The following is a 24,218-nucleotide window of genomic DNA, read 5'->3' as shown; positions in this document are numbered from 1 at the left end:
ATTTATCCATGGTTACGATTGAACACAGAAATGCAAAGGTAAAGTTAGCCGAGCAGGTTTATGAACCCGCCGAAGATTCATATTTACTTGCAGATACTGCTCTTGAACTTGTCAAAGACGGAATGAACGTCCTGGAAATTGGAACAGGAACTGGTTTTGTATCTGCAGTCCTGAAAGCCAATAGAAATATCATCCTTACAGCCACTGAGATAAGTCCTATTGCAGCAAAATGTGCGAAGTCTAACGGAATAAACGTGATAAGAACGGACATGTTTGCCGGTCTGAAAGGGAAAAAACAATTTGACGTTGTGATATTCAACCCCCCTTATCTTCCTACGGCCGAAGATGAAAAAGTACCAGGATGGCTGAACTATGCCTTTGACGGTGGTGTTGACGGACGCAATGATATAGAACCTTTTATGCAGCAGGTCAGCAACTACCTCAAACCTTATGGATTCATTCTTATGCTGGTCTCATCACTTACAGGCATAGATGAAGTGATTGAAGAAATGGAAGAATACTCATTCAAAGCACAGGTTATTTCCAGCGAAAAATGCTCTTTTGAAAAGCTGGTAGTTATCATGGCAACTACAGCTACTGCCGAATAAAATATCAGCATATATTTGTATCGTTTAGTATTATATAATATGTTTACATAAAATACCATCATGATTTCTCTCTTGAAATTGTCCACAGCAAGGGAATAACTGGTAAAAATGATTAAAGTGATAATTCTCAACTTTACAGATAAAAGTCATGGTCGGCTTAAAGGAGAACTAAAGGAAATACCCTGTGAGTTTTCCATATGTAACATGAATAATGGTAAGCCGGAAATTCCTGTATCGGGAAATGACTTCGTATTCATTACCAGAGTTGAGAACAATGATCTAAAATATGCAAAAGAAGCAATAGAAATAGCATCTGCCAGCAATTCACCTGTTCTTTTCATAATATCAAACCCTGATGAACACTTCTTTGAAACTATTGAGGATAAAGAAAATGTATGGTATATTAAAGAACCATACTCAAAAGTCGAACTCAAACATGCACTTGACCATCTTGATTCCCTGATTGAAAAAAAAGAGGATCTGTTCCGCTTAATCACAGAAAATGTAAATGATGCTATTTTTGTAATGGATATGAAAGGGAACTTTTCCTATTTCAGCCCCTCCATCGAAAAGATCTCAGGCTTTACACAGGAAGAAGCCCTTAAGAAGAATCTTTCTGAATGGATAACAAAAGAATCATATGATTATTGTGTCGACATGATCACATATTTTGCCACGGAATTGGGCAAAGGCATCGTAAATGGGCCGCCTATTTTCGAAATAGAGATTATTTGTAAAAACTCTGAAATTATATGGGCAGAACTTACTGTCAATCCTATAGTCGATGATAAACTGAATTTTAAGCATTTTATAGGAGTTATCCGCGACATCAATTCCAGAAAAAGAGCAGAAGAACGCTTCAGAATAGCTGCACAATGTGTTAGTGACCTGATATATGAGTGGGATATGAAAACTGACCATGTTGAATGGTTTGGCGATATTGATGAACACCTCGGCTATGAGCCAGGAGAGATCAAAGAAACACTTGATTCATGGTCTGAGCATGTTCACCCTGATGATCTCTCCAGAGTAATGGAGAGAATTAATAAGTACCGCATAAACGGGAATGTCTTTGATACAGAGTACAGGATGATAACCAGAGATGGACAGACCAAATACTGGACCGAGTATGGCCTTCCGGTTTATGACAGAGATAACAGAAAAATCCTAAGAACCATTGGCGTCTGCTCCGATATTACTGAACGAAAAGAAACAGAGAATGCTTTGAAAAAGAGCGAAGAAATGTTCAGGCTCATAGCAGAGAATGCCAATGACGTAATCTGGATGATGAATACTAATGGAGAGCTCCTGTACATCAGCCCTTCTGTAGAGAAACTAAGAGGTTATACACCTGAAGAAATATCCAGACTGCCTATTGAAAAAAGAGTCGCAAATGAATCCGGTGTTCAGGTAATGAAAAACTGGAATAATTTTACCCGGAAATTCAAAAAAGGAGCTAACATACATACTCCCAGAATAGTAGAAGTTGAGCAGCCATGCAAAGATGGATCTACAGTCTGGACTGAAATACACATCAATCCAATACTTGATGGTGAAGGCAATTTCAGATATTTCCTTGGAATTACCCGTGATATAAGTGAACGTCGGAAAAATGAGCAGGAACTTATAAAACAAAAAAATATGCTTGACAGTATTTTCAATCTTGCTCCAATACCCATGGTACTGCTTAATGAAGAAGCAGTTGTAGAGAATATGAATAATGCTTGTGTAGAAGTTTTACAGCGGAAAAAGAAAGACCTGGTCGGGTTAAAAGCCGGATATGTGTTCAACTGCATAAATTCAGTAAAAGGAGAAGGTTGTGGAACTAATAAAGAATGCATCAAATGTATATTTAAGGATTCAGCCATTGAGACATTCCTAACTAAAAAAAATATACATAAAAGAGAAGGTAAAACTACCATCCTTACCCCGAATGGGAAAGCCATTGAACTTAATGTACTGATTTCAACTGCGTATATAGATCTGCCAGATGAACCTAAAATAGTTGTCAGTGTGGAAGACATAACTACGAGAAAAAAAGCAGAAGAAGAAACCATACGTTCAAAAATAGAAGCAGAACAGGCAAACCGTACAAAAAGTGAGTTTCTGGCAACAATGAGTCATGAACTCAGAACACCACTCAATGCAATTATAGGTTATTCCCAGATGCTTCAAGATAGTGATTTCGGAAGTATGAACGAGAAACAGCAACGTTTCGCAAACCACATATCTACAAGCGGAAAGCATCTTCTAGAACTCATTAATGATATTCTCGACCTTTCAAAAGTGGAAGCTGGAAAAATGGATCTTCACATGGAAACATTTGACGTGAACGATGTTCTCAAAAATGTTTACAACATAATTGATCCTCTTGCTGTAAAGAAAAACATAGAGCTCAATTTTGAAATTAACCAGGACATCTCCATATATGCTGATAAAATCAGGTTTAAGCAGATACTCTACAACCTTATGAGCAATGCAATCAAATTCACACCAAACGGCGGGCATGTTACAGCAGACATTAGTGCAAATGAAAACTTTTTGAAAATATCAGTCAGTGATGATGGAATAGGAATTTCCCAGGAAGAGCAGAAAAAACTCTTTACACCATTCTATCAGGCAGATTCATCCACAGCGAGAAAATATCAGGGTACCGGCCTTGGTCTGTCTATTGTAAAAAAAATAGTGGAACTCCATGGAGGTACCATTTCCATGGAAAGTGAACCTGGAAATGGAAGCACATTTACCTTTACATTACCCCTAAAAAAAGAAGAATAAAGAACGGCTCATATGAAGCCGTCCATAAGCTCATTCACTTTTTCTGTTGCTGGAGGGTTTTTGTAAAGCGGACCTGATTTAAGGACATCCAGATAGTCCTCAAAACTTGGTTTTTCATTTACATAGAAAACACCAAGAGGGATCTTTTCTCCCCATTCCATAGACCTTTCGAATGCTTTCACACGGTCATCCAGTTCATAACCAGTATCATCCATTTCGTAAACCCTTTCAGAATACCACTTGAAAGTGTTCAGTTTATTGAAGGATACGCATGGCTGAAGCACATCAACAAGTGAAAGACCTTTGTGTGAAATGGCTTTTTCGATCAGGGATGTTAAATGTGAGACTTTTCCGGCATATCCACGAGCCACAAAAGAACAATCCAGAGATATTGCCATTGACAATGGATTCAACGGCATATTGAATACACCATGAGTCTGCACTTTTGTCTTCATACCGATCTCACTTGTTGGTGATGCCTGACCTTTTGTCAACCCATATATCTGATTGTCATGAACGATCATGGTTATATCCGGATTTCTCCTGACTGTGTGCAGGAAATGATTACCGCCTTCACCATAACAATCACCATCACCTGTCACTGCAATGACAGTCAGCTCATGGTTGGCTATCTTGGCACCTGTTGCAGGCGGCAGTGAACGGCCATGAAGTCCGTTGAAACCATTACAATTGAGGTAATGAGGGGTTTTGCTTGACTGGCCGATTCCTGATGCCACAAGTACTTCATGTGGCGAACGTCCCAGATTTACAAGTGCCTGCTTAATAGCTTTCAGGATTCCAAAATTACCACAGCTCGGGCACCACGCAGTTTCAAAGTTACCGTAATCCTCTATGCTGACCATTCAGATCACCTCCTTTTCCTTAAGGGCAGCAATTATGAACTCAGGACTGAAAGGTTTACCATCATATCGAAGAATAGTTTCAGTTAGTTTCACATCAGTCTCCAGCTTGAGATGATGAGCGAACTGGCCCGTTGAATTATTTTCAACACATACCGTCTTTTTCGCCTTTGAGAACAGTTTCCTTGTTGCTTCCACTGGCAGGGGATGAATATGTGTGAAATGAACAAGATTTACAGACTTGCCCTGAGCTTTTAGAATATCTACCACCTCGGCAAGTGGACCATAGGTCGAACCCCAGCCAACGAGGGATATTGCAGCATCCAAATCACCATATATCTTTGCAACAGATATCTCATCACGAAGGAGTTCCAGTTTCTTCATGCGCTTGTCATTCATCTTTATGCGGTTTTCAGCATCCTCGCAGATGTGTCCGAACTCATCATGCTCGTCACTGTCTGACAGGACAAGCACACCTTCCTGCCCCGGAAGAGCACGCGGAGAGATTCCAAGAGGTGTTATTTTATAGCGTTTGTAGTCTTCTTTTTTGGTCCTCAATTCCGAATCTGAAAGAAGGTGGCGTTCTACGGTGATTTTAGAAGGATCGAACCTTTTGCAGGTGAAAAGCGAATCTGCAAGATACTGGTCACTCAACACAAAAACAGGAATCTGATACTTGTCAGCAATATTGAAGGCTTCTGCAGTCAGATAGAAACACTCTTCAGGAGTTCCGGGTGCAAGTATACATCTTGGGAATTCACCCTGGGCAGCGGTCAGGACGAACTGGAGATCACCCTGCTCTGTCATAGTTGGAAGACCTGTTGCGGGACCCGGACGCTGACACAGGAAAATAACAGCCGGAGTTTCGGTCATGCCTGCAAGTCCAAGAGCCTCGGTCATAAGAGCAAATCCTCCTCCTGAAGTGGTGGTCATGGAACGAGCTCCTGCATAAGAAGCTCCAAGTACCATGTTCAATGCAGCAATTTCATCTTCTGCCTGCTCTACAACAACATTGAACTTATCAGCATTTGCTGCTACATAAGTCATCACGCCTGTTGAAGGAGTCATAGGGTAAGCAGCAAGGAACTGTACTCCTGCGGCAAGGGCACCAAGACCCACTGCTTCATTACCACTTATGAGCATCAGCTTTTCCTTTTCTCCGGATTCATTAACACTGAACTTGCATCCACCGGGATAATTCGTCTTCACATAATCATAACCTGCCCTTGCAGCATTGATATTTTTCTGTATGATCTCTTCACCTTTTTTCTTAAAAGAAGCTTTCAGTATTCCCTCAAGATTAGACATATCAAGACACAGAAGACCGATCACAGCGCCCATGGAAACCGAATTGGAATATATCTTGTCACCGCAAACTTCCTTTGCTATCTCCAGCATGGGAACATGGAATATAGATTCCGATGAACTGTTAACCTTTACGACATCGGCATCAACTACCACAACACCATCACTTAGTTCGGAGAGGTGCCTGTCAATTGATTCGGAATCCAGCGCAAGAAGTAGATCCACATTCTCATTCATTGCAGCAATTGGAGAATCACTAATGCGTATTTTGAATGTGTTGTGTCCGCCACGTACCCTGGAAAAATAGTACTGCGTTGCAAAAATATGGAATCCACTTTTCTTTAGTGTCTTGGCAAGAGCTATGCCGGTGGTCTGAAGGCCCTGTCCGGCTGCACCCCCTACTTTGATATTGAGATCTATGGTCACAATTATCCCCTTTTACAATTTATATTAGATTTGGAAGTGATAATGAAAATCCCTTCACCAGAGATTTTTATGTATCACTTGCAACCGAAATATGTTCTAAACACTAATTGGAAAACTGCTTATTTATACAGTTTGTTCTATCCAATCCCATCTTATTTTCGAGGTTACTATATAAAAGCATTCGCAAAAAACTGTATATAGCCATTCAGAAATTCGCTTGTTAATCACCATTTATACATTTACAATGTGACATCAGTTTGTTAGAAAAAAATAGCTACTGAAGTCTTTCGAGAATATATTTATATAATATATTATCATTATAATATATAATTCGTTGAAAGTAGATAATCATACAGTCTGGCGTGATATATATGGAAAGAATGCCTACGGGAATAGCAAACCTTGACAAAAAAATAAGTGGCGGTTATCCGAAAGGTAAAGGAATTCTTATCACAGGGGTTCCTGGTGCCGGGAAAACCATATTTGGACTACATTTTCTGCATAAATCATGCATGGACGGTAAAAAGTGTATAATGATTGCAACCGAAGAGACTCCAGAAGACATACTGGAGCAGGCTGCAATACTTGGTCTTGGTTTAGAATCTTTTATTGAGAAAGGGCAGCTTGTTATTAAGCAGGTCATTGAGTTCCGAACCAGATCTATTGCCAGGGAAGCTCACCTTATTGATGATTTCAGCGATACAGAGATCGAGATAATTGAAGAAACGCATCTTGACAGGCATATCAGGCCTGACCGGGAAGACTTCAACATTGAAGAGATCGACCTTATAGACCTTGTGAGGTTGATACCTGAAGGCACAGATGTGGCCGTCATTGACAACATAGGTGTCCTTGCATTTGGCTTTAAACCAAAGGAATTCAGAGATAAGTTTGATACCGTCAACCGGATGCTTGCAAAGCAGAAGACAACAACTCTCTACATCATGGATGAAGCCGCATATGAGATGACACATAAGATAGCAGATTATTCTACTTACGGTGCTGTCAAACTTATGGTCAAAGAGAATCCATATACAGGTAATAACGAACGTTTCCTGAGCATTCCAAAGATGCGGAGCACAAAAATATCCCTGGATATTACGATATTTGATATAACTTCTGCCGGAATAAGTCTGAAAGGCTCAAAGGCTAAACTTGTTGAGCTCTGATATGACCTCTTTTTGAAAATAGCCGATGGCATCTTCAGCAAATATTTCAGGAACCATACCTGAAAACCCATTAGATATTTATAATAAAAAATTAAATATATAATTTAACTATAAACTAGTTCATACTACCAGAGAAAACGCACCAGGAGACCTTACTATTACTCTTACCGATAATCCAAAAATACTCATCGTTGACGATGAGATCATGAACATAGAGTTGCTCAAGGCATATCTTGATGATGCTTACTCAGTGATATCAGCCACAAATGGCAGAGATGCACTGGACCTAGTGCCAACGGAAAAACCCGATGTCATCCTCCTTGATGTCATGATGCCTGACCTTAACGGATATCAAGTATGTGAAGCATTGAAAAGTGATCCTGAAACCCAGTTCATCCCTGTGATAATGGTAACTGCACTTTCCGGCAGAGATGACTGGATAGCAGGCATTGAGGCAGGTGCGGATGAGTTCCTCACAAAGCCAGTGAACAAGATGGAACTTCTAACACGTATCACTTCATTACTAAAATTGAAAAAGATGCATTATGACCTGCTTGAAGAAAGAGATAAACTCAATCTGCAGAACAAGATCAGATCTGTGCTTACGCAGATAATCCCTACCTTACTTCGCACACTTCCTGCAGAGCAGAAAAGTGTTGTCATACACCAGATGATCGACATGGTGGTGGAAGCCATTCTTGAGAATACAGACCCGGAAGAACGTGGGGACAGACATGAAGGAATAGGAGAGATCTGCTGCAATATCATCAACCAGCTGGGTGCTAATTTTGATGACGAGCCAGGAGAAAATGAAAACACAGTATTCCTTATCAAAGGACACGTGTGCCCATGGGGTAAAGAAGAAGCTCAACTCAACCCTATATTATGTACTCTTTCAAGAGGAATATTCTCAAGGATAATTGATATATACGGACAGGATCTTGAGGTCGATGTGCTCGAAACCATGGGAAATGGAGACGAACAGTGTTTATTCCAGTTAAATAAAATAGAATATTAGATCAGATCCAATATTCTTATTGCCAGATGGGCGGCGTTTGCACCGTTATCGACACCAACACTTGCCACAGGTACGCCAGGCGGCATCTGCGCTGTTGAAAGCAAGGCATCAAGACCCATCATTTTTGAACTCACAGGAACACCAATAACCGGTTTCTTTGTCTTTGAAGCAATGACACCTGGAAGTGCTGCTGATAATCCTGCTATGGCTATGTATACTTTTGAATCGCATTGAGAAATGTACTCATCCAGTTTGTCCGGGTTGCGGTGAGCGGAAATTACCTGAACATCGTATGAATAATCTGTACCGTCAAGCACTCCTGTCACTCTGTTTGCCACAGAACGATCGGATTCAGAACCCATTATTATTGCAATATCAACCATTGTATTCTCCTAAGGAAGATTACCTTCGCCTCTCAGCTCGTGCTGGCGCTCTATGTTCATCCTTATCAATATATCGAATATCTCTTTTACAGCAGAAACATCAAGATTCAATTCGATCGCAGCATCTGCTGCACGATCCATAACTACTGTGTTCTGGGTTGGATCGTTAATATTGATCTTATCATGCTTCTTGGCCTCAAGTACCTTAGCAGCCATACCTACCCGCTTATGAATAAGCTGCATGATCTCGCTATCAATCTGTTCTATTTCTGTACGTACTTCTTTGATAGTGGACATGTATACCCCGCATGTAAAAATATCTATTTATTACTACAATTTAAGAATGTGATTTTTGATCTGATATTGTTATTTATTGCTGTTTAGTGATACGTATTTGAGCTATGCTGTTTCATGGCATGCTCCTTTATGAGCACCACTATTATTTACTTTTGTCCTTATCACGTTTCCGCTGACATTGTAATCTTTCCAGGCATCTTCAAGCATACCTGCCTGTTCATCGTTTACAAGTGCAACAAATGAAGGACCGGTTCCTGAAAGTGTTACTCCTTCAACGCCTATTTCAAGGGCACGCATCAGGAATTCCGTGTCAAAACCAAGGGCACCGCAGTAAAGAAAACCATTAAGAGTCATAGCCTTTTCAAAATTGCCTTCCATTGAAAGGTCAAATGCCATATCTACCCAGGGAGCTATCATCCTTGAACGGTCTACATTGGTACCTGAACTGAATGATTTCCTGTCAGGTGCAAATATCAGTACCTCATACTCGTGCTCTGTCCTTTTCAAAAGCTCCATAGCCTTGTTGTCGGTTACTACAAAACCACCGTAAAAAGAAGCACATGCATCGTCAAGAGCACCGGTAATTGTCACTTTTGAGTCAAGAGCAGCCCTTACACCCATTTTAACAGTTTCAAAAGGATCAAGTTCTTCACCAATAGCATCAAGTGTTGCAAGGATAGAAGCATTTGCTGCTGCACTGCTACTCTTCAGGCCGCTTGCAAGAGGAACTTCTGACCTCGTTGTAACGGTTCCACCCATCTCAATTCCAAAATGTTCAAGCACATAGGATACCGATCTTTCAATAAGCTGTGTGTCTGCATCAGGCATTCCATGAATAGTACCACTAACAGAACCGGCCTCATCCGTAAGTTCCACATCGGCAAATGTTTTCAGATCGATACCAAAAGCCGCACCTTTCCATGTGGCTATTGCGTTGATTACCGTACCTGCACCGAGTGCATAAGCACTTCCTTTTGCTACCATTATGTGATCCCTGTTAACTTTTAAAATCCAGGATGCAGAATTGAATGTTACAACTCTGCGAAACCCTATATTTTACCCATACCAGTACTGTAAACTATTAAAGAATAATGTTTACAGAAATGAAAACAGAAATACCACACTAGACTTATGAATTTGCCTTTGGTGACAGGATCGTAGCTTTCAATCTGTTATAGTATACTTTATGCATTTCTTCCAGTTTCTGAGAATCGGCTTCTATACGAGATTCTCTTTTTTTTGCCGAACTGGAAAGGCTTTCATCAAGTTCCTCTTTCAAATAAGCAGTATTGGTATCATCTTCTGACAATAATTCCAGAGCGAATTTACGGTTGTGGAAATCGATTCCTTCTTTCTGTAGAAGTCTCCCGCATGAAGTAGAGTACATCAATACACCATTAGAGACCGGTCCATAGAACTTTATTTTTTCACACGTCTCATTTTTGAGATGTTGCGGGGACTTGTAAACATTATCATCCTGAAGTGTGACAAGCACATTGAAACCTTTACTTTTCTTAAGTCCTGGAGGGATTGTCTCCGGATACAGCAGTCTTGGTTTCACACCCATGTGCTTAAGATCCGACACCAGCTCAGATGAGCTGGAATCATCTACAACAATGATGTGCTCTATTGTCTTATCCTCAGCCAGTATTCTGGCAATTTCTTTTTCGTATTCCATGCAACCTATTATACTCATTAAAGGCACATTACCATCTCCTCACAAATGAGGGTATCACAAAAATATTGCAAAAACGATCAATGATCGATCATGTAAACTAAAAGCAAAAAATTTCGCAGATCAAATATTATACCCCATATACTATGGGATAATTAGTAGTATATAAAACCTACGAGAAATATGGATTCTATTAAAATATTTAGTATGAATGTTGGCCAATAGCAGGGACAGTCGAAAAATACAAACGATAACAACGGATACAAACGATACTTTTATAACAAATACGCGTCACTATATTTTACAATTCTCGACCCAATGGGCTGAGACTTAAGTAAAGTGACACGATCATTGAGAATCAAGATTGTTAGCGAGTATTTCCGGAAGGCTCTTTGCCCGATGTAATGCTTGTTGAAAAAGGCGTATTCATGCCCGCAAACACAAAAAGTGCTTGATTGAGAAATGTTCTTTAGTGGCCTCAGTAATACTGATATCTGCATTCTTTTTTCTGCAGAACCGCTGCAATCTTTCACAAGACATGACCTGGAAGCATTTGTACTTATAGGCAGGATTACGGAGAAGATCAAATGAACGAAGTAGTGTTTGGAGTAAAAGACGACAAGCAACTTGAATACACTCCTGAGAAGTGTATCGGTTGTGGAACGTGCGTTATGGCATGTCCTAAGGGTTCATTAGTTATCGGTTCAGTAGGAGCCGTGGCCAGAGGACTTATCGACAAAGATTTCCTTGAGAACCAGACAGAGCTCTGCATTGTTTGCGGAATCTGTGCAAAGACATGCCCTACAGGTGCACTCGAACTGAAACAGGCCGGAGAGTCTGTAAATGATAATGCTTACATAAGCGTTGCACTTAAGGACACAACAGTCAATGACAACTGTGTACACTGCGGACTCTGTGAACAGATCTGTCCTCAGGGTTGCATTGAGGTCAAACAGTGGCTTTCCAACGATGGAACTGCCAGTGTTGACGGTGAAACTACTATTGACACAGAATGTTGCATACACTGTGGATGGTGTGCATCTGTTTGTCCTGCTGAAGCAATCAGTGTTGAAAAACCATTTGAAGGAACATGGTTCAGAGATGAGAATGTCTGTACCGCATGCCGCAGCTGTGTAGACACATGCCCATGTAATGCACTGTTCAACCCTGACTGGGAATCTGGAGAAAGAGTTGATAAAGTTGCACAGCGTGCTGATGCATGTATCTATTGTGGTGCATGTGACATGGCATGTCCTGTCGACGCTATTACTGTTACTAAGACAGCAATCATTCCAGAAGTAGACAAGAAGACACTTCTTGAGAAGAAACTGCTGAATGCTGAAATGAAGAGACCTACACTTACATCAACTCTTATTATCGATGAAGCTTCATGTCTTGGATGCGGAAACTGTGTAATTGTCTGTCCTGTAAACGCAACTGATGAAGAAGTCGGAGCAGGCTACCTGAACGAAGTAGATGCCAAGAAGGTTCTTGAAGTCAGGAACGGTGTGGCAAAGGTCGTAAACCAGGACCTCTGTGGTTCAGATGGTGCATGTGCTATGATCTGCCCGGTAGGTGCCATTACACTTGAGAAAAGGGAGGTTTAAAAATGGCAGGAACTATTGCAATCAAGAACGGTTACGTTTATGACCCGCTCAACGACATTAACGGCGAAATGATGGACATCTTCATCAAAGACGGAAAGGTTGTCACAGAACTTTCCGGCGCTGACATGAAAGATGTAAAGGAAATTGATGCAAAGGGCAAGACTGTCATGCCTGGTGGTGTTGACTCCCACTCCCACGTAGCAGGAGCAAAGGTCAACGTAGGTAGGATGATGAGGCCTGAGGACCACTACAAATTCTACCAGAAGAAAACACCGCTTACCCACTCTGGCTGTGGATACAGTGTACCATCCGTTTACCTTGGTGGATACGAGTACTCCAAGATGGGATACACAACTGTTTTTGAGGCAGCTGTCCCACCAATGGAAGCGCGCCACACACATGAGGAAATGCGCTCAACCCCTATGCTCGACATGGGTGGATACCTTGTACTGGGTAACAACTGGTTCCTTATGAGATACCTCAAAGAAGGAGATATCGACAAGGCAGCAGCATACGTCTCATGGATGATGAGAACCCACAAGACCTATGGTATAAAATGTGTCAACCCTGCCGGTGTAGAGAACTGGGGATGGGGAGAGAACATTGGAGCTCTTGACCAGGCTAACATCCACTTCGAGGTCACACCTGAAGAGATTATCAAGGGACTCACAGAGCTCAATGAGAAGCTCGGAATCCCAATGCCTGTTCACCTTCACGCAAACAACCTTGGTCACCCAGGATGCTGGGAGATCACAAGAGACTCACTCAAGATACCAAAGAACGTCAAGGCAAAGCCAAACATGGACGTTGAGTGGGCAGAGACAAAGAAGAATGCTAAGAGACACGAATCTGTTTACCTTACACACTGCCAGTTCAATGCTTTCGGCGGTACCTCATGGAGAGACTTCGAATCTGGTGTAAAAGGAATTACTGATTACGTCAACAGCAACGACCATATTGTGTTTGACAGTGGATGTGTACCATTTGGTGACGCAACTGTCATGACCGGTGACGGTCCTGCAATCCATGATCTTTACGTACTCACTGGCCACAAATGGTCTAACACAGATGTGGAGTGTGAGTGTGGATCTGGTGTACTTCCATTTGAATACTTTAAGAGTAACCCTGTACACAGTGTACAGTGGGCAATGGGTCTTGAAACTCTCCTATACGTCAAGGACGCATGGAAGACTATCATGACAACCGACAGTCCAAACGGTGGACCATTCATTAAATACCCACTGGTAATTGCATGGCTTATGTCTAACAAGGCAAGGCAGGATACATTTGCAGAATGTCACAAGTGGGCACAGGACAGAACCGACCTCGGTGCAGAGACAAGGGAAATGGATCTCTTTGAGATCGCAACCATCACCCGTGCAAATCCTGCAAGAACAATCGGTATGTCATACAGGAAGGGTACACTTGGTGTCGGTGCTGACGGTGACGTCGCAATTTATGACATTGATCCAAAGAAGCTTGAAGTTGCTGACTATGAGAGCATCATAAGAGGATTCGAGAACACTGCATACACCATCAAGGCTGGAGAAGTTGTCTCTCAGATGGGTGAAATCGTAGCAATCCCGGAGAAAAACACATTCTACTCTGACATTGCAACCGACGCAGATGACGAGAAGAGCATGCTTCAGGATGTCAAGAAGTGGTTCAAGTACTACACACTTGGTTTCGACAGATACCCAACACCTGAGAAGTACCTGGCAAACCCAACACCTATCCAGGTCAATGCGGAGAAGTGATTTTAATGGCAGACGTAATACTTAAACCAACAGGAAATTTCGACCTTACCGTAGAGGCAGAGGTTGTCACACCTGACAACTTTGCTGGTAAAAGTGCCGATGAGATTGGAAAATTACTCGTCTGGCAGGGCCCAACAGAGTACCCACTTACAGACTTCTTTTCAGTAGAAGGCAATGGTGGAAGCTCAGCAGAAGATACAACTATCATCTTTGATGGTGATGTCTCAAGAGTAAAACGCATAGGTCAGGAAATGACAGCAGGCAAGATCCTCGTGAAGGGCAGTGCAGGAATGCACGTTGGCTCTGGAATGATGGGCGGCGAAATTGTTGTCGAAGGCGATGCGGACTCATGGGCAGGAATGGAAATGAAAGGCGGTTCCATCCACATTAAAGGAAACACAAAGGACCACGTCGGTTGTGCATACCGTGGTAGCTGGAAAGGAATGTCCGGCGGACGCATCACAATTGACGGAAATGCTGTCAGCCAGGTAGGCGGTGGCCTTACCGGTGGACAGATCGTCATTGGCGGCAGTGTAAAACACTTCTGCGGAATACGCATCAGTGGCGGCCTTATTGTCGTAAAAGGAAACGCTGTCAGAACCGTTGGAGCAGAGATGACCGGTGGTACCATTGTTATCGGTGGTTGCATTGAGAGATTCACACCAGGATTTACAATGGAAGGTGTTGAATCAGACCTTAAATTCGATGACATCGAGTGCCCTGGAGAATACAAGAAGTTTGCAGGTGACTACGCAATTCCACAGAAAGGAAAAGGCGTATTATACGTTTCCTGTGACAACAACGAGTGTCTGTGAGGTGTTTAATCATGGAAGCATTACTCAATACAGGTAGTACCATCGATGAAGGAAGACTTGCAAAAGGCGGAAGCAAGTATACCGATGACTACACAAAGGAATGTGCAGTCTGCTGGATGTGTGCAGAAGACTTTACATCCCTCGGCTGTCCTGAAAAAGTGGCAGTCATATCAAGAGATAGAAAATACTCAGTTGCAGTTAAGACTAAAGTAACTGAAGCAATGAGATCAGGTCAGGTATTCATACCAAGGTCCATCTGGGCAAACGTAGTTGTTGAACCTGACACATTCTCAACAGGTTCACCACGTTATAAGGGAGCTCCTGTTTTTGTTGAACCTACCGACGACGAAATCCTCAGTGCAGAGGAACTTGTCATAAAAATGTACATGGGAGGAAAATAAAATGGTCTATAAGAACATTATCTGTCCTGTTTGCGGAGGTTCATGTGACGACGTTCAGGTGAATCTCGATAAAGAGAACGGCACAATAGATGTCCAGAATGCATGTAAAATGGGTTCTGCCAAGTTCAAGGAAGTTGTAAGCCACCACAGACTCCTTAAACCAACCATCAGGGAAAATGGTAAGGTAAAGGACGTAAGCTGGGATGAAGCACTTGAAATGGCAGCAGATATTCTTGTAAATGCAAAGAAGCCATTCTTCTTCCTTGGAAGTGAGACATCCTGTGAAGCACAGGAAGTAGGACTTCACATTGCTGAATACCTTGGTGGAATAGCAGACTCTAACGCAACTATCTGCCACGGACCAACAGTTATGGGTATCCAGGAATCCGGTATGGTCGGAGCTACAGCCGGTCAGGCAAAGAACAGAGCCGACATGATCGTGTACTGGGGTGTCAATGCACTGGAATCCATGCCAAGACACATGTCAAGGTACGGTGTATTCCCAAGAGGATACTGGACAAAGAGAGGAAGATTTGACAGGACAATGGTCACAGTGGACCCAAGGGTAACCCCTACAGCCGCTGCATCAGACCTGCACCTTCAGCTTAACCCTAACTCCGACTACGAGCTTCTCAGCGCACTGTTCACAATCCTGAATGGCAAAGAGCCACACCCATCTGTTGAAGAGATCACAGGAATCCCAATTTCAGTGATGAAACAGACAGTTGAGATGATGAAGGAATCAAACTTCGTAGCTATCTACGTTGGTCTTGGTGTTTCATCCTCATACGGAAAGCACAGGAACATTGAGATCGCACTGAACTTCGTCAAGGAAATGAACAACTACACCAAGTGTAACATCGGTGCTCTCAGAGGTCACTGTAACGTAGCAGGATTCAACCAGCTTGCATCCTACCTCTACGGTTACCCATTCGGTCTTGACTTCACAAAGGGATACCCAAGGTACAACCCTGGAGAGACAACCTGTGTGGACCTGCTCAGGGAAAAGGACGTTGACGCTGCATTCGTTATGTGTGCAGACCTGATGGACCATATTCCTGCAGACAGTGCACAGTATCTCGCAGATATCCCAATGATCTGCCTTGATATTGCACCATGTCCATCAACCACTGCAGCAGATGTCGTTCTGCCTGGTGTAATTGATGCTATGGAATGTGATGGTACATTCTACAGGCTGGACAATGTGCCTGTATACTTCGAGCCATTCACAGATTCCCCATTCTCTGAAACAAAGAGCAATGAGGACACCCTTAAGCAGCTCTTTGCAAAGGTAAAGGCTAAAAAGGAAGCATGAGTGAGCACTGGTACTCAGAAAGGAACAGGAAGACTGAAGTCTTCTTCAAAGGCGAGGAAACGATTTCCTCTCCCTTTTATGTCCCAATAGAGTGCCTGGAAATCACTGAGAACAGTAAACAACACATTACTGTGGACGTTATTGTTGAGGAAAAGTTTGAGCTTTTCGTGAATAACGTTCACATAACTACTTTTTTTGCAAGCCCCTGCGAACTTGAGGAGCTGGCATTGGGATTTCTGGTCTGCGAGGGGTTCATTGAACCTGATACACCGGTTGATTCAATAAAGATTGAAGAAAAATCTATTTTCTGTGAAATTGAAATTAACACTCCTGAGCTGGAGGAACTAACACATCTTGAAAGATGCGGGACAACATCATACCGCAAAGATGTTATCAAACACATTAAGTCAGATACAAAATTCAGCACCGAAGCAATTGCTCATGCCGTCAGCCAATTAAAAGAACTTGGAAGAGCATGGCACAGTACCGGCGGTGCACACACATCTATTATCTACAACAACCAGGGAGAAGTGCTCTATTTCTGCGAGGACGTTGGCAGAGCATGCTCAGTGGACAAGGTTGTGGGTAAAGCTCTGATGAATGGAACTGATCTTTCAGAATGCGGTCTTGCCACTACTGGCAGGCTGGCATCTACCATGGTTTCAAAGGCTATGAATGCAGGCATACCTCTTATTTCAAGTAAAGGTGCCACTGTACGAGAATCAGTTGAACTGGCTGATAAGGCAGGGATGACGCTGGTAGCTTTTGTGAGAGGGAAGAATCTGTATGTTTATGCAGGTGAAGAGAGAATCAGGATATAATAATTAGCTTCTTCACACTGCTATCCTAATGCAAACAAAAACCATTATATCTCATTAACACCCTACTACCCCTGCAACGTAACACAAATACTGTTGAGAATATTACTTTATATAATAAAGAAGGTTACATTATGAGCGAAAAAATAGGAATTTTGGCTATTGGACACGGCAGCAGATTACCATACAACAACCAGGTAGTAACCGAGATCGCAGATATGATTGCAGAGAACCACCCAGAGTACATCGTAAAGGCAGGATTCATGGAGAACAGCGAACCTACCGTAGAAGAGGCACTCATGTCATTTGAAGGTACAGGTGTAACAACCATCGCTGCAGCACCAGTATTCCTTGCATCAGGCATCCACATTACAGAAGATATCCCTGCAATCCTTAAACTGGACCCTGAGACTAACGAAGGTGAACTTGAACTTGACGGAAACAAGGTAAAGATCGTCTACGCAAAGCCTCTTGGAAGTGACAAGCTCATCGCAGAACTTATCTTCAAGAGAGCACAGGAAGTCCTTTAAACTGTGTCAATTACACAGTCACCTTTTTTTCTTTTTATTTACTCATACAATTTCCAGCTTCTTATCAAATCCTATTGTAACTGGAATCGAAACCAGTAAATAACCAGCTTACTAAAATATTATTAATAAGAGTTTATGAGGAGTTGGAAACATGGACAATGCCGAGATATCAGATAAACTTGTAAAGCTCCTTGGCCTCAGGTATGAACCGGTTGCTGTAAAAGTAATAAGGAAAGGCGAAAAGATTCCGGAAGGATTCAGTGAACCTGAGAAAAACATCCGACACTGCCAGTCAATAATGAGGGCAAGGAAAGGAGAATCTTTTGTAATTCCCGCAGACAAACATGCGTGTATGGTTGGAGCCTCAAGTCTTGGACTTGTGCCACTGCCTCCTAAAGTAAAGGAAGGGGAATTCCATGCGAATCTTGGAATGTTTGATTGTTCCGATGCTGCAGCGAACATGATATGTCAACGCTCAGCATTTGAAGAAGAGAGTACCATTGCTACAGTAGTCGGACCTTTGAAGGACTTCAAAACAGAACCAGATGTAGTTTTACTAATTGACCTTCCTGAAACGCTATACTGGCTTATCCCTGCAGCTACATTTTTTGAAGGTGGAAGGCAGGCATTCAGTACTGCAGCATTCCAGGCAACATGTGTTGATTCCACTATAATACCAATTACCAGTGGTAAAATGAATATGAGCCTTGGTTGCTATGGATGCCGTCGATCAACAGACATCCAGAATGATGAAATGATAGCAGGAATTCCTTATAAGAATCTGGAAAAGATGATAGAAGCTCTCGAAAAAATAAGCGATGGTCCAATGCAAAAGGCAAGACAGAAGTGAAAAAATAAGTTCTGAACAAAAGCTTATGCCACCATATATTTTAACTCATATGAGAGAATATACCCTCATACATGACCTGATTTCAGGTCACCAGGTGGTCTCTGAATGAAATGCGCGTATTGCGATGATAAAATGTGCCGGGAAGGCAAGGATTGTGCAGGCATAACCGACGATATCAGTTATGAAGGGAACGAGCTTGAATCTATGAAAATTTCTGCTGCCATTGAAGCCCGATACTATATGCAGAAAACAAGGCTTGAAGAAATAATCCTGTATGCGCAGGAGATGGGCTACAAAAAACTCGGGCTTGCTTTCTGTGTTGGCATGGAAAAGGAAGCAGAGATCATAGAAAAAATCCTGGAAAAGCATTTTGATGTATTTTCCGTATGCTGCAAAGTTTCAGCAATCAGCAAAGAAGAGTATGAACTTGAAAAATTATACCCTGAATCCTTTGACCCGACATGCAACCCCATAGGCCAGGCAATGATACTTGAAAAGAAAGCCACAGAACTCAATATCATTATCGGCCTTTGCATAGGACATGACATAGTTTTCACACAGCATTCAGCAGCGCCGGTAACCACATTTATTGTAAAGGATCGTGTGCTTGCACATAATCCTGCAGGAGCCATTTACTCAGGATACTACCTGAAGAAAGTGTTTGGAATTACAGACTGAGGTTCCGGTATGAAACTTACAATTGTCTATGATAATGATGCAGGAGAAGGTCTGAAATGTGGCTGGGGATTTGCCTGCCTGATAGAAACCGAATCAAACAATATACTGTTTGATACCGGCTGGGACGGACACCTGCTTCTTGAAAACATGGAAAAATTAGCAATTGACCCGCAGAACATTGATACACTTGTACTCTCCCATCAACATTGGGACCACATTGGAGGAGTTACAACTTTCCTTAACATAAATCCGGATGTTGACGTGTATGTCCCATCCGGATTTTCCCCACGCCTTAAAAAGGAGATCACCTCGCGGATAAAAAGGAAACTGTACGGGGTAGCTTCCCCACAGGAAATCTGCGATAAAATTTACACAACTGGTGAATTAGAAAAAAAAGGCACCGGCATAAAAGAACACTCCCTGATCCTGGAATGCGATTCCGGAAATTACGTCCTCACAGGTTGTGCCCATCCTGGACTGCTCTTAATTTTGGAAGCTGCATCTTCTTTTGGTAAAATGGACGGAATAATCGGAGGGTTGCATGATAGTCAGGAATATGGCTCATTCAAAGATATGCAACTTATCGGAGCAGGACATTGTACATCCCATAAGGATGTTATAAGAAAAATGTATCCTGAAAAGTTCCGGAAAATATTTGCCGGATATTCAATCGAGCTTTGAAATTAAATAAGAAAAAGTAAAAAAGTATCCAGTACCCAAAAGTACTGAACATTTGTTTTTGATTAACAGGCGTATGTGCCAAACATGGCCTTTGCAGATTCTACAAGAGCAGGCAACATGTCTACAGGTACGCTCATGATCATTTCCTCATCCTGGATCTCAGTGTACTTTCTGCTGCCACTGCAACCGATAGTAACACCAGCCTCACCTGTAAGATATGGATATGAAACACCGTCTGCACAGACACTCTGTTTACCGGCAAATCCTGCATTCACACGTCCGCCATTCTTCTGGAGCAGGGCCTGTGAAAGCTCCATAACTATCCTTGGCTTTGCAATGACAAGGATAACATCAGGCATGAAAGTTGCCTTCTCAAGAGGAGCATAGAGTACAGCCTTGATGGAATTTGCCTCCACCATTGGAACTCTGTCCATAGTTGCTTTTGCAGCTTCAAGAGATGCAAAGTGATTGAGGTTATAATAGACCTCGCCGGACTTGAGCTTTGGACTCATCTCTGTAAGTCCCATTACGGATGCGCCACCCTTGCACATCTGGTCATCAAGTGTTGAATAGAACTGGGTACCAAGCCTTCTTACGTTGTCGACCATCTGACAGTGCCTGGTTGTCTCACCGATATGTGGAATGTCAGCAGGGATCTCCTCATCGGTTCCTACAAGATGCACGGCAACCGGAGACGTGGTCATTTGAAGTACTTCTTTGAGTTCGTTACCATATTTCTGGATATCTTCGTTGTTCATAGGGAATCTCCTGTAAAGAAAAAGATCTATTTTTCGGATGTGCACTTATTACGCACAACTGGTATATCAAGCTTACCATTTGAAGCGAAAAATCGCTTGACAGAGGCATGAATATTTAACGCCCGTGAACATCTTCAAAAAAATATTATGCATTAGTATTAACAAAAAACATAATCAAGCATCATACTCATCCGGATATATCTTTCTCAGTTCATTGTAAAACTCAGTCAACACCACTTTATAAATAATATACACAGGTATTGCAAGTATCATACCCAGAGCACCAAGCATATCCGCGAATATGAGAGTCAGCAGAATACTTAACAACGGATTCACATTCACTTTACCTGAGATCATATACGGAATAAGATAGAGGTTGTCCACAAGCTGGGCAATCACAACTGTTATTATCGCATAAAGTGCAGTTGTCGGGCTTACAATAAAAGCTATTATTATAGCAGGAATCGCACCAATCACAGGACCAATGTAAGGTACTATATTAAGCAAACCTGCAAGTACACCTAAAAAGAACCATCCGTTGATTCCGGCAAGATAAAAACCGACACAGCAGATAAGTCCTACAATAACACTTTCAAGAATCTTTGCAGAGAAATAATCCCGGAGCCGTTTTCCAATATCCAGCATTGAAGAGGATACACAATCCTGATATTTTACCGGGAAAAAACTAACGATCTCAGAAGCTATTACGTTCTTCTTTGAAAAATAGAGACGGAACATCATTGGTATTATCAGCAGGCCGGTGAATACAAAATACGATAACCTTGAAATCAATGAAGAGAAGAAACTGAAGATATAATCTCCAATTGACTGCATGTCCGTACTGGATACCAGGGGACCTGCAGCCATATTTCCATTGGCAGCTGCACTCATGTTTCCACTCACATTCCCAGAAGGAGCACCTGATGGAGCTTCGCCAACTATTGGACCCATATTAGCATTATTTTGTGAAGAAAGGAGATAACCATAAGTAGAAAAGATACTTGAAATACCTGTTTCATACTCCTCCTGAGAATTTACAAGAGAATTCATGTCTGACAACTGCCCTATCATTAATAGAGATACCAGCAATACGCCAATTACAATAAGAGATACAGCATAGATTCTCCTTGCCCAGAGAGACTTATGACCAAAATGCCGGTTAAACTCTATAAGAATACTATCAGTCAGGAGTACAAGTATACTTCCTATTATCAGAACGATGAATATATCCTCAAAGTGAAACAGCACAACAAAGAAAATTGTAAGGAATAAGGATACTATGAGCATTATGCTCCATACCTTAGAATTAGTTGTCAGTGCCACATTTATTCTCCCTGTAAAATGTTAAGTATTTACAGGATTTCTTTTTATAAATAATTCTTTCATGGATCTAAGTACGGAATCAAATGCATTTTCTGAATTAGAAGCATCCTCTTCTTTTTTGGGATCAGGATCAGCACCTGAAGAAGTCTTAGAAGAATCACTGCCCATATCGATAACTACCACATCATCCTCTGAACTTCCGTTCACCTTTCCGGTTATTGCAAAATTGCCAAAGCAAGTAGTTGTTGAAACAAAAGTGATGTTTGAATTAGAATTATCCGATGAATTTGAGCCTTCCAGAATCTTTACAGGGAAAGTTTTCCAGCCGTAGCTGCTAAACAGATTCAGACGTACAGAATCAGCATCAATATCGTTATCATCAAGCCACTGCTGACTGACGTTAAAAAAAATACGAGTATTACTTATCTTGTTATCAAGACCTGTCCTGTCAGGGTTGATATTCACATAACAGTAAACCTCATCATCCGGGTCTTCTGACACAAATGAAGAATGATTCTTCAATACCTCAAGTGACATACGTACATACCCTGCGTTGACAGATGAAGTGAACTCAAGAGAGCTTATAGGATTACTCACTTCATTGAATGTAAACTTAGTAAGTACATTTTTATTGAGTATCTGCATGCTTACTTCTTTCACAAGAATATTCTTGTAATCCTCACCGGAAGAAACAGAACCTGATGAACTACTACCTCCGCTTCCACCAGAGATAATCTGAGATGGGGTTGGAGTGGCTACCCAATACCACTGGTTTTCGATGCTCCCATTAGGATTTGAAATATAGGCAACAATACTATAATTTCCAGTTCCTGAGACATCAGGAATATAACTGCTGTTGTAAATACCAGTATAACTTGCTACCTCATCATCATCGACATACCAGACAACATCAGATTCTTCACTTACATTTGCCCTGAAAACAGGTTCTCGGTCAAGTCTTGAACTTATAACCATTTCATCTGGTGAAAATGAAATATTGAATGCAGGAGCGACAGTTACAGTCCATATTTTACTCGATACATCAGTTGAACCTGATACAACTGCTGTTAAATTATAAGTTCCAGCTTCTGCTTCAGAGAATGAATAGGATGAAGAAGTGGATGAAAAACTCTGTTTTACAATTACATTATTCAGTAACCACATAATATTGGAAGAATCCTCTGTTGATACTGAAAATTCAAGTGAGCCAGTAGTTGATACATAATTTGATTGTGCAACTGGATCAAATGTAACACTATAAACTGCAGATGCAGGAATAATTGCCAATATCATAAAAACAGCGGAAATTATAAGCTGAACCTTAATATTGCGTTTAGTGAGTAACAAGATTAAAACCTCATATCACATATTTTTCAGAGATTTCCCATTTAGCGCTTAAAAGATGGGAAATTACAGAAGAGAATTCTGCACCATTAGTCCATACTGCAGACAGATCGGCATCTCCATCTCCATCTTTCAGTATATCAACAAGCATTTCAGAATTATCAACAACAATAACAAAACTCTTCATTTTTGAATCGGCTTCTTCAATGGAGTTTACACGTACAGTTGCCAGGGGAACCAGATTCTTGATCTTCTTTGCTTCATCCTCACAGGAACTTATGACCCTTACACTAATGCCTTCTTCACCGGCTTTCCTGTTCATGACACCTATTATAGTAGTATAATCTTTTTTGAGGGATGCATGGTTTTCTGCAATTGTCCTGAAAGGTGTTGATGAAGCCAATATAAGAATGTCCTTTTTTGCAGCTTCCATCATCTGGATTACTTTAGAAGTAACATTTCTAACACCATTGATGTTCCAGATAAGTTCTTCAGTTGTTTCTGTTGTAGATTCACCATATATATCATTTAGTTTTTCAAAGGCAATATCACATTCCTCTGAATAATCGTTCTTTAACTTGGCCATGGCATCCTCGGGCGGAATACACCTGTAACGCATTGGTTTTGTATTCTGGAATTCGATTATTCCTCGTTTTTCCAGTTTTTTCAAAGCACCATAAATTGCTGAATTCGGAACCCCGGAATCATCATGCAACGTTGAAACTGTTGCATTCTCATTCCTGACAAGAGCCACGTAAACCTTTGCTTCATAAGAAGTAAAACCAAGATTCTGAAGAGATGTGAAAATCATAAATATTGCCC

General features: G+C 41.6%; 24 protein-coding genes. 14 read left to right on the top strand and 10 right to left on the bottom strand.

All coding sequences use genetic code 11. The features are described 5' to 3' along the window. The first annotated feature begins 8 nt into the window (after positions 1 to 8). The gene (locus RE474_RS11060) at positions 9 to 608 is read left to right on the top strand and encodes a HemK2/MTQ2 family protein methyltransferase (RefSeq protein WP_309310425.1); all 600 of its coding nucleotides are present in this window, start codon (positions 9 to 11) and stop codon (positions 606 to 608) included. 204 nt (positions 609 to 812) lie between these two features. Further along, positions 813 to 3,386, top strand: a complete 2,574-nt coding sequence (locus RE474_RS11055) for a PAS domain S-box protein (protein WP_309310424.1) — start codon at positions 813 to 815, stop codon at positions 3,384 to 3,386. 8 nt (positions 3,387 to 3,394) lie between these two features. Here the strand turns inward: RE474_RS11055 and RE474_RS11050 are convergent, their stop codons facing one another. Both RE474_RS11050 and RE474_RS11045 read right to left on the bottom strand, forming a co-directional pair. Beyond that, complete coding sequence (locus tag RE474_RS11050) at positions 3,395 to 4,249, bottom strand: 2-oxoacid:ferredoxin oxidoreductase subunit beta (protein ID WP_309310423.1); 855 nt, start codon at positions 4,247 to 4,249, stop codon at positions 3,395 to 3,397. Continuing rightward, complete coding sequence (locus RE474_RS11045; protein ID WP_309310422.1) at positions 4,250 to 5,977, bottom strand: 2-oxoacid:acceptor oxidoreductase subunit alpha; 1,728 nt, start codon at positions 5,975 to 5,977, stop codon at positions 4,250 to 4,252. It lies immediately after the preceding gene. Between the two features lie 371 nt (positions 5,978 to 6,348). Here RE474_RS11045 and RE474_RS11040 point away from each other — a divergent pair, with 371 nt between their 5' ends. Both RE474_RS11040 and RE474_RS11035 read left to right on the top strand, forming a co-directional pair. Continuing rightward, a complete protein-coding gene (locus tag RE474_RS11040) occupies positions 6,349 to 7,146 on the top strand; it encodes an RAD55 family ATPase (protein ID WP_309310421.1) in 798 nt (265 codons plus the stop codon). A 205-nt stretch (positions 7,147 to 7,351) separates the two neighbouring features. Next, on the top strand, positions 7,352 to 8,164 hold the full coding sequence (locus RE474_RS11035; protein WP_309310420.1) for a methanogen output domain 1-containing protein: 813 nt from the start codon (positions 7,352 to 7,354) through the stop codon (positions 8,162 to 8,164). Here RE474_RS11035 and RE474_RS11030 read toward each other — a convergent pair. From RE474_RS11030 to RE474_RS11015, 4 genes are all read right to left on the bottom strand, one after another. Beyond that, on the bottom strand, positions 8,161 to 8,547 hold the full coding sequence (locus RE474_RS11030; protein WP_309310419.1) for a 5-(carboxyamino)imidazole ribonucleotide mutase: 387 nt from the start codon (positions 8,545 to 8,547) through the stop codon (positions 8,161 to 8,163). The genes RE474_RS11035 and RE474_RS11030 overlap by 4 nt on opposite strands. Before the next feature lie 9 nt (positions 8,548 to 8,556). Further along, entirely contained in the window at positions 8,557 to 8,844 is a 288-nt protein-coding gene (locus RE474_RS11025; RefSeq protein ID WP_309310418.1) for a chorismate mutase, read from the bottom strand. Between the two features lie 102 nt (positions 8,845 to 8,946). Further along, the gene (locus RE474_RS11020) at positions 8,947 to 9,828 is read right to left on the bottom strand and encodes a shikimate kinase (protein WP_309310417.1); all 882 of its coding nucleotides are present in this window, start codon (positions 9,826 to 9,828) and stop codon (positions 8,947 to 8,949) included. Positions 9,829 to 9,973: 145 nt separating this feature from the next. After that, complete coding sequence (locus RE474_RS11015) at positions 9,974 to 10,549, bottom strand: hypothetical protein (RefSeq protein ID WP_309310416.1); 576 nt, start codon at positions 10,547 to 10,549, stop codon at positions 9,974 to 9,976. 557 nt (positions 10,550 to 11,106) lie between these two features. On the opposite strand from RE474_RS11015, the gene RE474_RS11010 reads away from it, so the two are divergent. From RE474_RS11010 to RE474_RS10965, 10 genes are all read left to right on the top strand, one after another. Beyond that, entirely contained in the window at positions 11,107 to 12,126 is a 1,020-nt protein-coding gene (locus RE474_RS11010; RefSeq protein WP_309310414.1) for a 4Fe-4S binding protein, read from the top strand. Between the two features lie 2 nt (positions 12,127 to 12,128). Next, positions 12,129 to 13,883, top strand: coding sequence for a formylmethanofuran dehydrogenase subunit A (locus RE474_RS11005; RefSeq protein ID WP_309310413.1), 1,755 nt, complete (start codon positions 12,129 to 12,131; stop codon positions 13,881 to 13,883). Positions 13,884 to 13,888: 5 nt separating this feature from the next. Beyond that, a complete protein-coding gene (locus RE474_RS11000; RefSeq protein ID WP_309310412.1) occupies positions 13,889 to 14,698 on the top strand; it encodes a formylmethanofuran dehydrogenase subunit C in 810 nt (269 codons plus the stop codon). Between the two features lie 11 nt (positions 14,699 to 14,709). Then, positions 14,710 to 15,099, top strand: a complete 390-nt coding sequence (locus RE474_RS10995; protein WP_309310411.1) for a molybdopterin dinucleotide binding domain-containing protein — start codon at positions 14,710 to 14,712, stop codon at positions 15,097 to 15,099. Between the two features lies 1 nt (position 15,100). After that, positions 15,101 to 16,414 (top strand): formylmethanofuran dehydrogenase subunit B, encoded by a 1,314-nt coding sequence (locus tag RE474_RS10990; RefSeq protein WP_309310410.1) that lies wholly within the window; start codon positions 15,101 to 15,103, stop codon positions 16,412 to 16,414. After that, a complete protein-coding gene (gene fdhD, locus RE474_RS10985; protein WP_309310409.1) occupies positions 16,411 to 17,235 on the top strand; it encodes a formate dehydrogenase accessory sulfurtransferase FdhD in 825 nt (274 codons plus the stop codon). The genes RE474_RS10990 and fdhD overlap by 4 nt, the downstream gene beginning before the upstream one ends. Before the next feature lie 131 nt (positions 17,236 to 17,366). Then, complete coding sequence (gene cfbA, locus RE474_RS10980) at positions 17,367 to 17,762, top strand: sirohydrochlorin nickelochelatase (protein WP_309310408.1); 396 nt, start codon at positions 17,367 to 17,369, stop codon at positions 17,760 to 17,762. Between the two features lie 151 nt (positions 17,763 to 17,913). After that, positions 17,914 to 18,612: a DUF169 domain-containing protein gene (locus tag RE474_RS10975; protein ID WP_309310407.1), complete on the top strand. Its 699-nt coding sequence runs from the start codon at positions 17,914 to 17,916 to the stop codon at positions 18,610 to 18,612. Positions 18,613 to 18,717: 105 nt separating this feature from the next. Then, entirely contained in the window at positions 18,718 to 19,290 is a 573-nt protein-coding gene (locus tag RE474_RS10970; protein ID WP_309310406.1) for a DUF1847 domain-containing protein, read from the top strand. A 9-nt stretch (positions 19,291 to 19,299) separates the two neighbouring features. Further along, a complete protein-coding gene (locus RE474_RS10965) occupies positions 19,300 to 19,971 on the top strand; it encodes an MBL fold metallo-hydrolase (RefSeq protein ID WP_309310405.1) in 672 nt (223 codons plus the stop codon). A gap of 62 nt (positions 19,972 to 20,033) precedes the next feature. On the opposite strand, the gene RE474_RS10960 is transcribed toward RE474_RS10965, so the two are convergent. The 4 genes from RE474_RS10960 to RE474_RS10945 all read right to left on the bottom strand — a co-directional run bounded on the left by RE474_RS10960 (position 20,034) and on the right by RE474_RS10945 (position 24,207). After that, complete coding sequence (locus RE474_RS10960) at positions 20,034 to 20,729, bottom strand: DUF169 domain-containing protein (RefSeq protein ID WP_309310404.1); 696 nt, start codon at positions 20,727 to 20,729, stop codon at positions 20,034 to 20,036. A gap of 174 nt (positions 20,730 to 20,903) precedes the next feature. Beyond that, positions 20,904 to 22,052 (bottom strand): AI-2E family transporter, encoded by a 1,149-nt coding sequence (locus RE474_RS10955; protein WP_309310403.1) that lies wholly within the window; start codon positions 22,050 to 22,052, stop codon positions 20,904 to 20,906. Between the two features lie 21 nt (positions 22,053 to 22,073). Further along, a complete protein-coding gene (locus RE474_RS10950; RefSeq protein WP_309310402.1) occupies positions 22,074 to 23,399 on the bottom strand; it encodes a PGF-pre-PGF domain-containing protein in 1,326 nt (441 codons plus the stop codon). A gap of 10 nt (positions 23,400 to 23,409) precedes the next feature. Continuing rightward, a complete protein-coding gene (locus RE474_RS10945; RefSeq protein ID WP_309310401.1) occupies positions 23,410 to 24,207 on the bottom strand; it encodes a TrmB family transcriptional regulator in 798 nt (265 codons plus the stop codon). Positions 24,208 to 24,218: the final 11 nt, after the last annotated feature.

It is taken from the genome of Methanolobus sediminis (genome assembly GCF_031312595.1).
In the GTDB taxonomy this organism is placed as follows: domain Archaea; phylum Halobacteriota; class Methanosarcinia; order Methanosarcinales; family Methanosarcinaceae; genus Methanolobus; species Methanolobus sediminis.
Note: the sequence above shows the minus strand (reverse complement) of the source record. Positions and strands in the feature narration are given on the sequence as shown.

What these genes read in the sequence shown, in the direction of transcription:
- RE474_RS11060 (WP_309310425.1), top strand. Translation starts at nt 9, where the DNA reads ATGGTTACGATTGAACACAGAAATGCAAAGGTAAAGTTAGCCGAGCAG.
- RE474_RS11055 (WP_309310424.1), top strand. Translation starts at nt 813, where the DNA reads ATGAATAATGGTAAGCCGGAAATTCCTGTATCGGGAAATGACTTCGTA.
- RE474_RS11050 (WP_309310423.1), bottom strand. Translation starts at nt 4,249, where the DNA reads ATGGTCAGCATAGAGGATTACGGTAACTTTGAAACTGCGTGGTGCCCG.
- RE474_RS11040 (WP_309310421.1), top strand. Translation starts at nt 6,349, where the DNA reads ATGGAAAGAATGCCTACGGGAATAGCAAACCTTGACAAAAAAATAAGT.
- RE474_RS11035 (WP_309310420.1), top strand. Translation starts at nt 7,352, where the DNA reads ATGAACATAGAGTTGCTCAAGGCATATCTTGATGATGCTTACTCAGTG.
- RE474_RS11030 (WP_309310419.1), bottom strand. Translation starts at nt 8,547, where the DNA reads ATGGTTGATATTGCAATAATAATGGGTTCTGAATCCGATCGTTCTGTG.
- RE474_RS11025 (WP_309310418.1), bottom strand. Translation starts at nt 8,844, where the DNA reads ATGTCCACTATCAAAGAAGTACGTACAGAAATAGAACAGATTGATAGC.
- RE474_RS11020 (WP_309310417.1), bottom strand. Translation starts at nt 9,828, where the DNA reads ATGGTAGCAAAAGGAAGTGCTTATGCACTCGGTGCAGGTACGGTAATC.
- RE474_RS11010 (WP_309310414.1), top strand. Translation starts at nt 11,107, where the DNA reads ATGAACGAAGTAGTGTTTGGAGTAAAAGACGACAAGCAACTTGAATAC.
- RE474_RS11005 (WP_309310413.1), top strand. Translation starts at nt 12,129, where the DNA reads ATGGCAGGAACTATTGCAATCAAGAACGGTTACGTTTATGACCCGCTC.
- RE474_RS11000 (WP_309310412.1), top strand. Translation starts at nt 13,889, where the DNA reads ATGGCAGACGTAATACTTAAACCAACAGGAAATTTCGACCTTACCGTA.
- RE474_RS10995 (WP_309310411.1), top strand. Translation starts at nt 14,710, where the DNA reads ATGGAAGCATTACTCAATACAGGTAGTACCATCGATGAAGGAAGACTT.
- RE474_RS10990 (WP_309310410.1), top strand. Translation starts at nt 15,101, where the DNA reads ATGGTCTATAAGAACATTATCTGTCCTGTTTGCGGAGGTTCATGTGAC.
- fdhD (WP_309310409.1), top strand. Translation starts at nt 16,411, where the DNA reads ATGAGTGAGCACTGGTACTCAGAAAGGAACAGGAAGACTGAAGTCTTC.
- cfbA (WP_309310408.1), top strand. Translation starts at nt 17,367, where the DNA reads ATGAGCGAAAAAATAGGAATTTTGGCTATTGGACACGGCAGCAGATTA.
- RE474_RS10975 (WP_309310407.1), top strand. Translation starts at nt 17,914, where the DNA reads ATGGACAATGCCGAGATATCAGATAAACTTGTAAAGCTCCTTGGCCTC.
- RE474_RS10970 (WP_309310406.1), top strand. Translation starts at nt 18,718, where the DNA reads ATGAAATGCGCGTATTGCGATGATAAAATGTGCCGGGAAGGCAAGGAT.
- RE474_RS10965 (WP_309310405.1), top strand. Translation starts at nt 19,300, where the DNA reads ATGAAACTTACAATTGTCTATGATAATGATGCAGGAGAAGGTCTGAAA.
- RE474_RS10960 (WP_309310404.1), bottom strand. Translation starts at nt 20,729, where the DNA reads ATGAACAACGAAGATATCCAGAAATATGGTAACGAACTCAAAGAAGTA.
- RE474_RS10945 (WP_309310401.1), bottom strand. Translation starts at nt 24,207, where the DNA reads ATGATTTTCACATCTCTTCAGAATCTTGGTTTTACTTCTTATGAAGCA.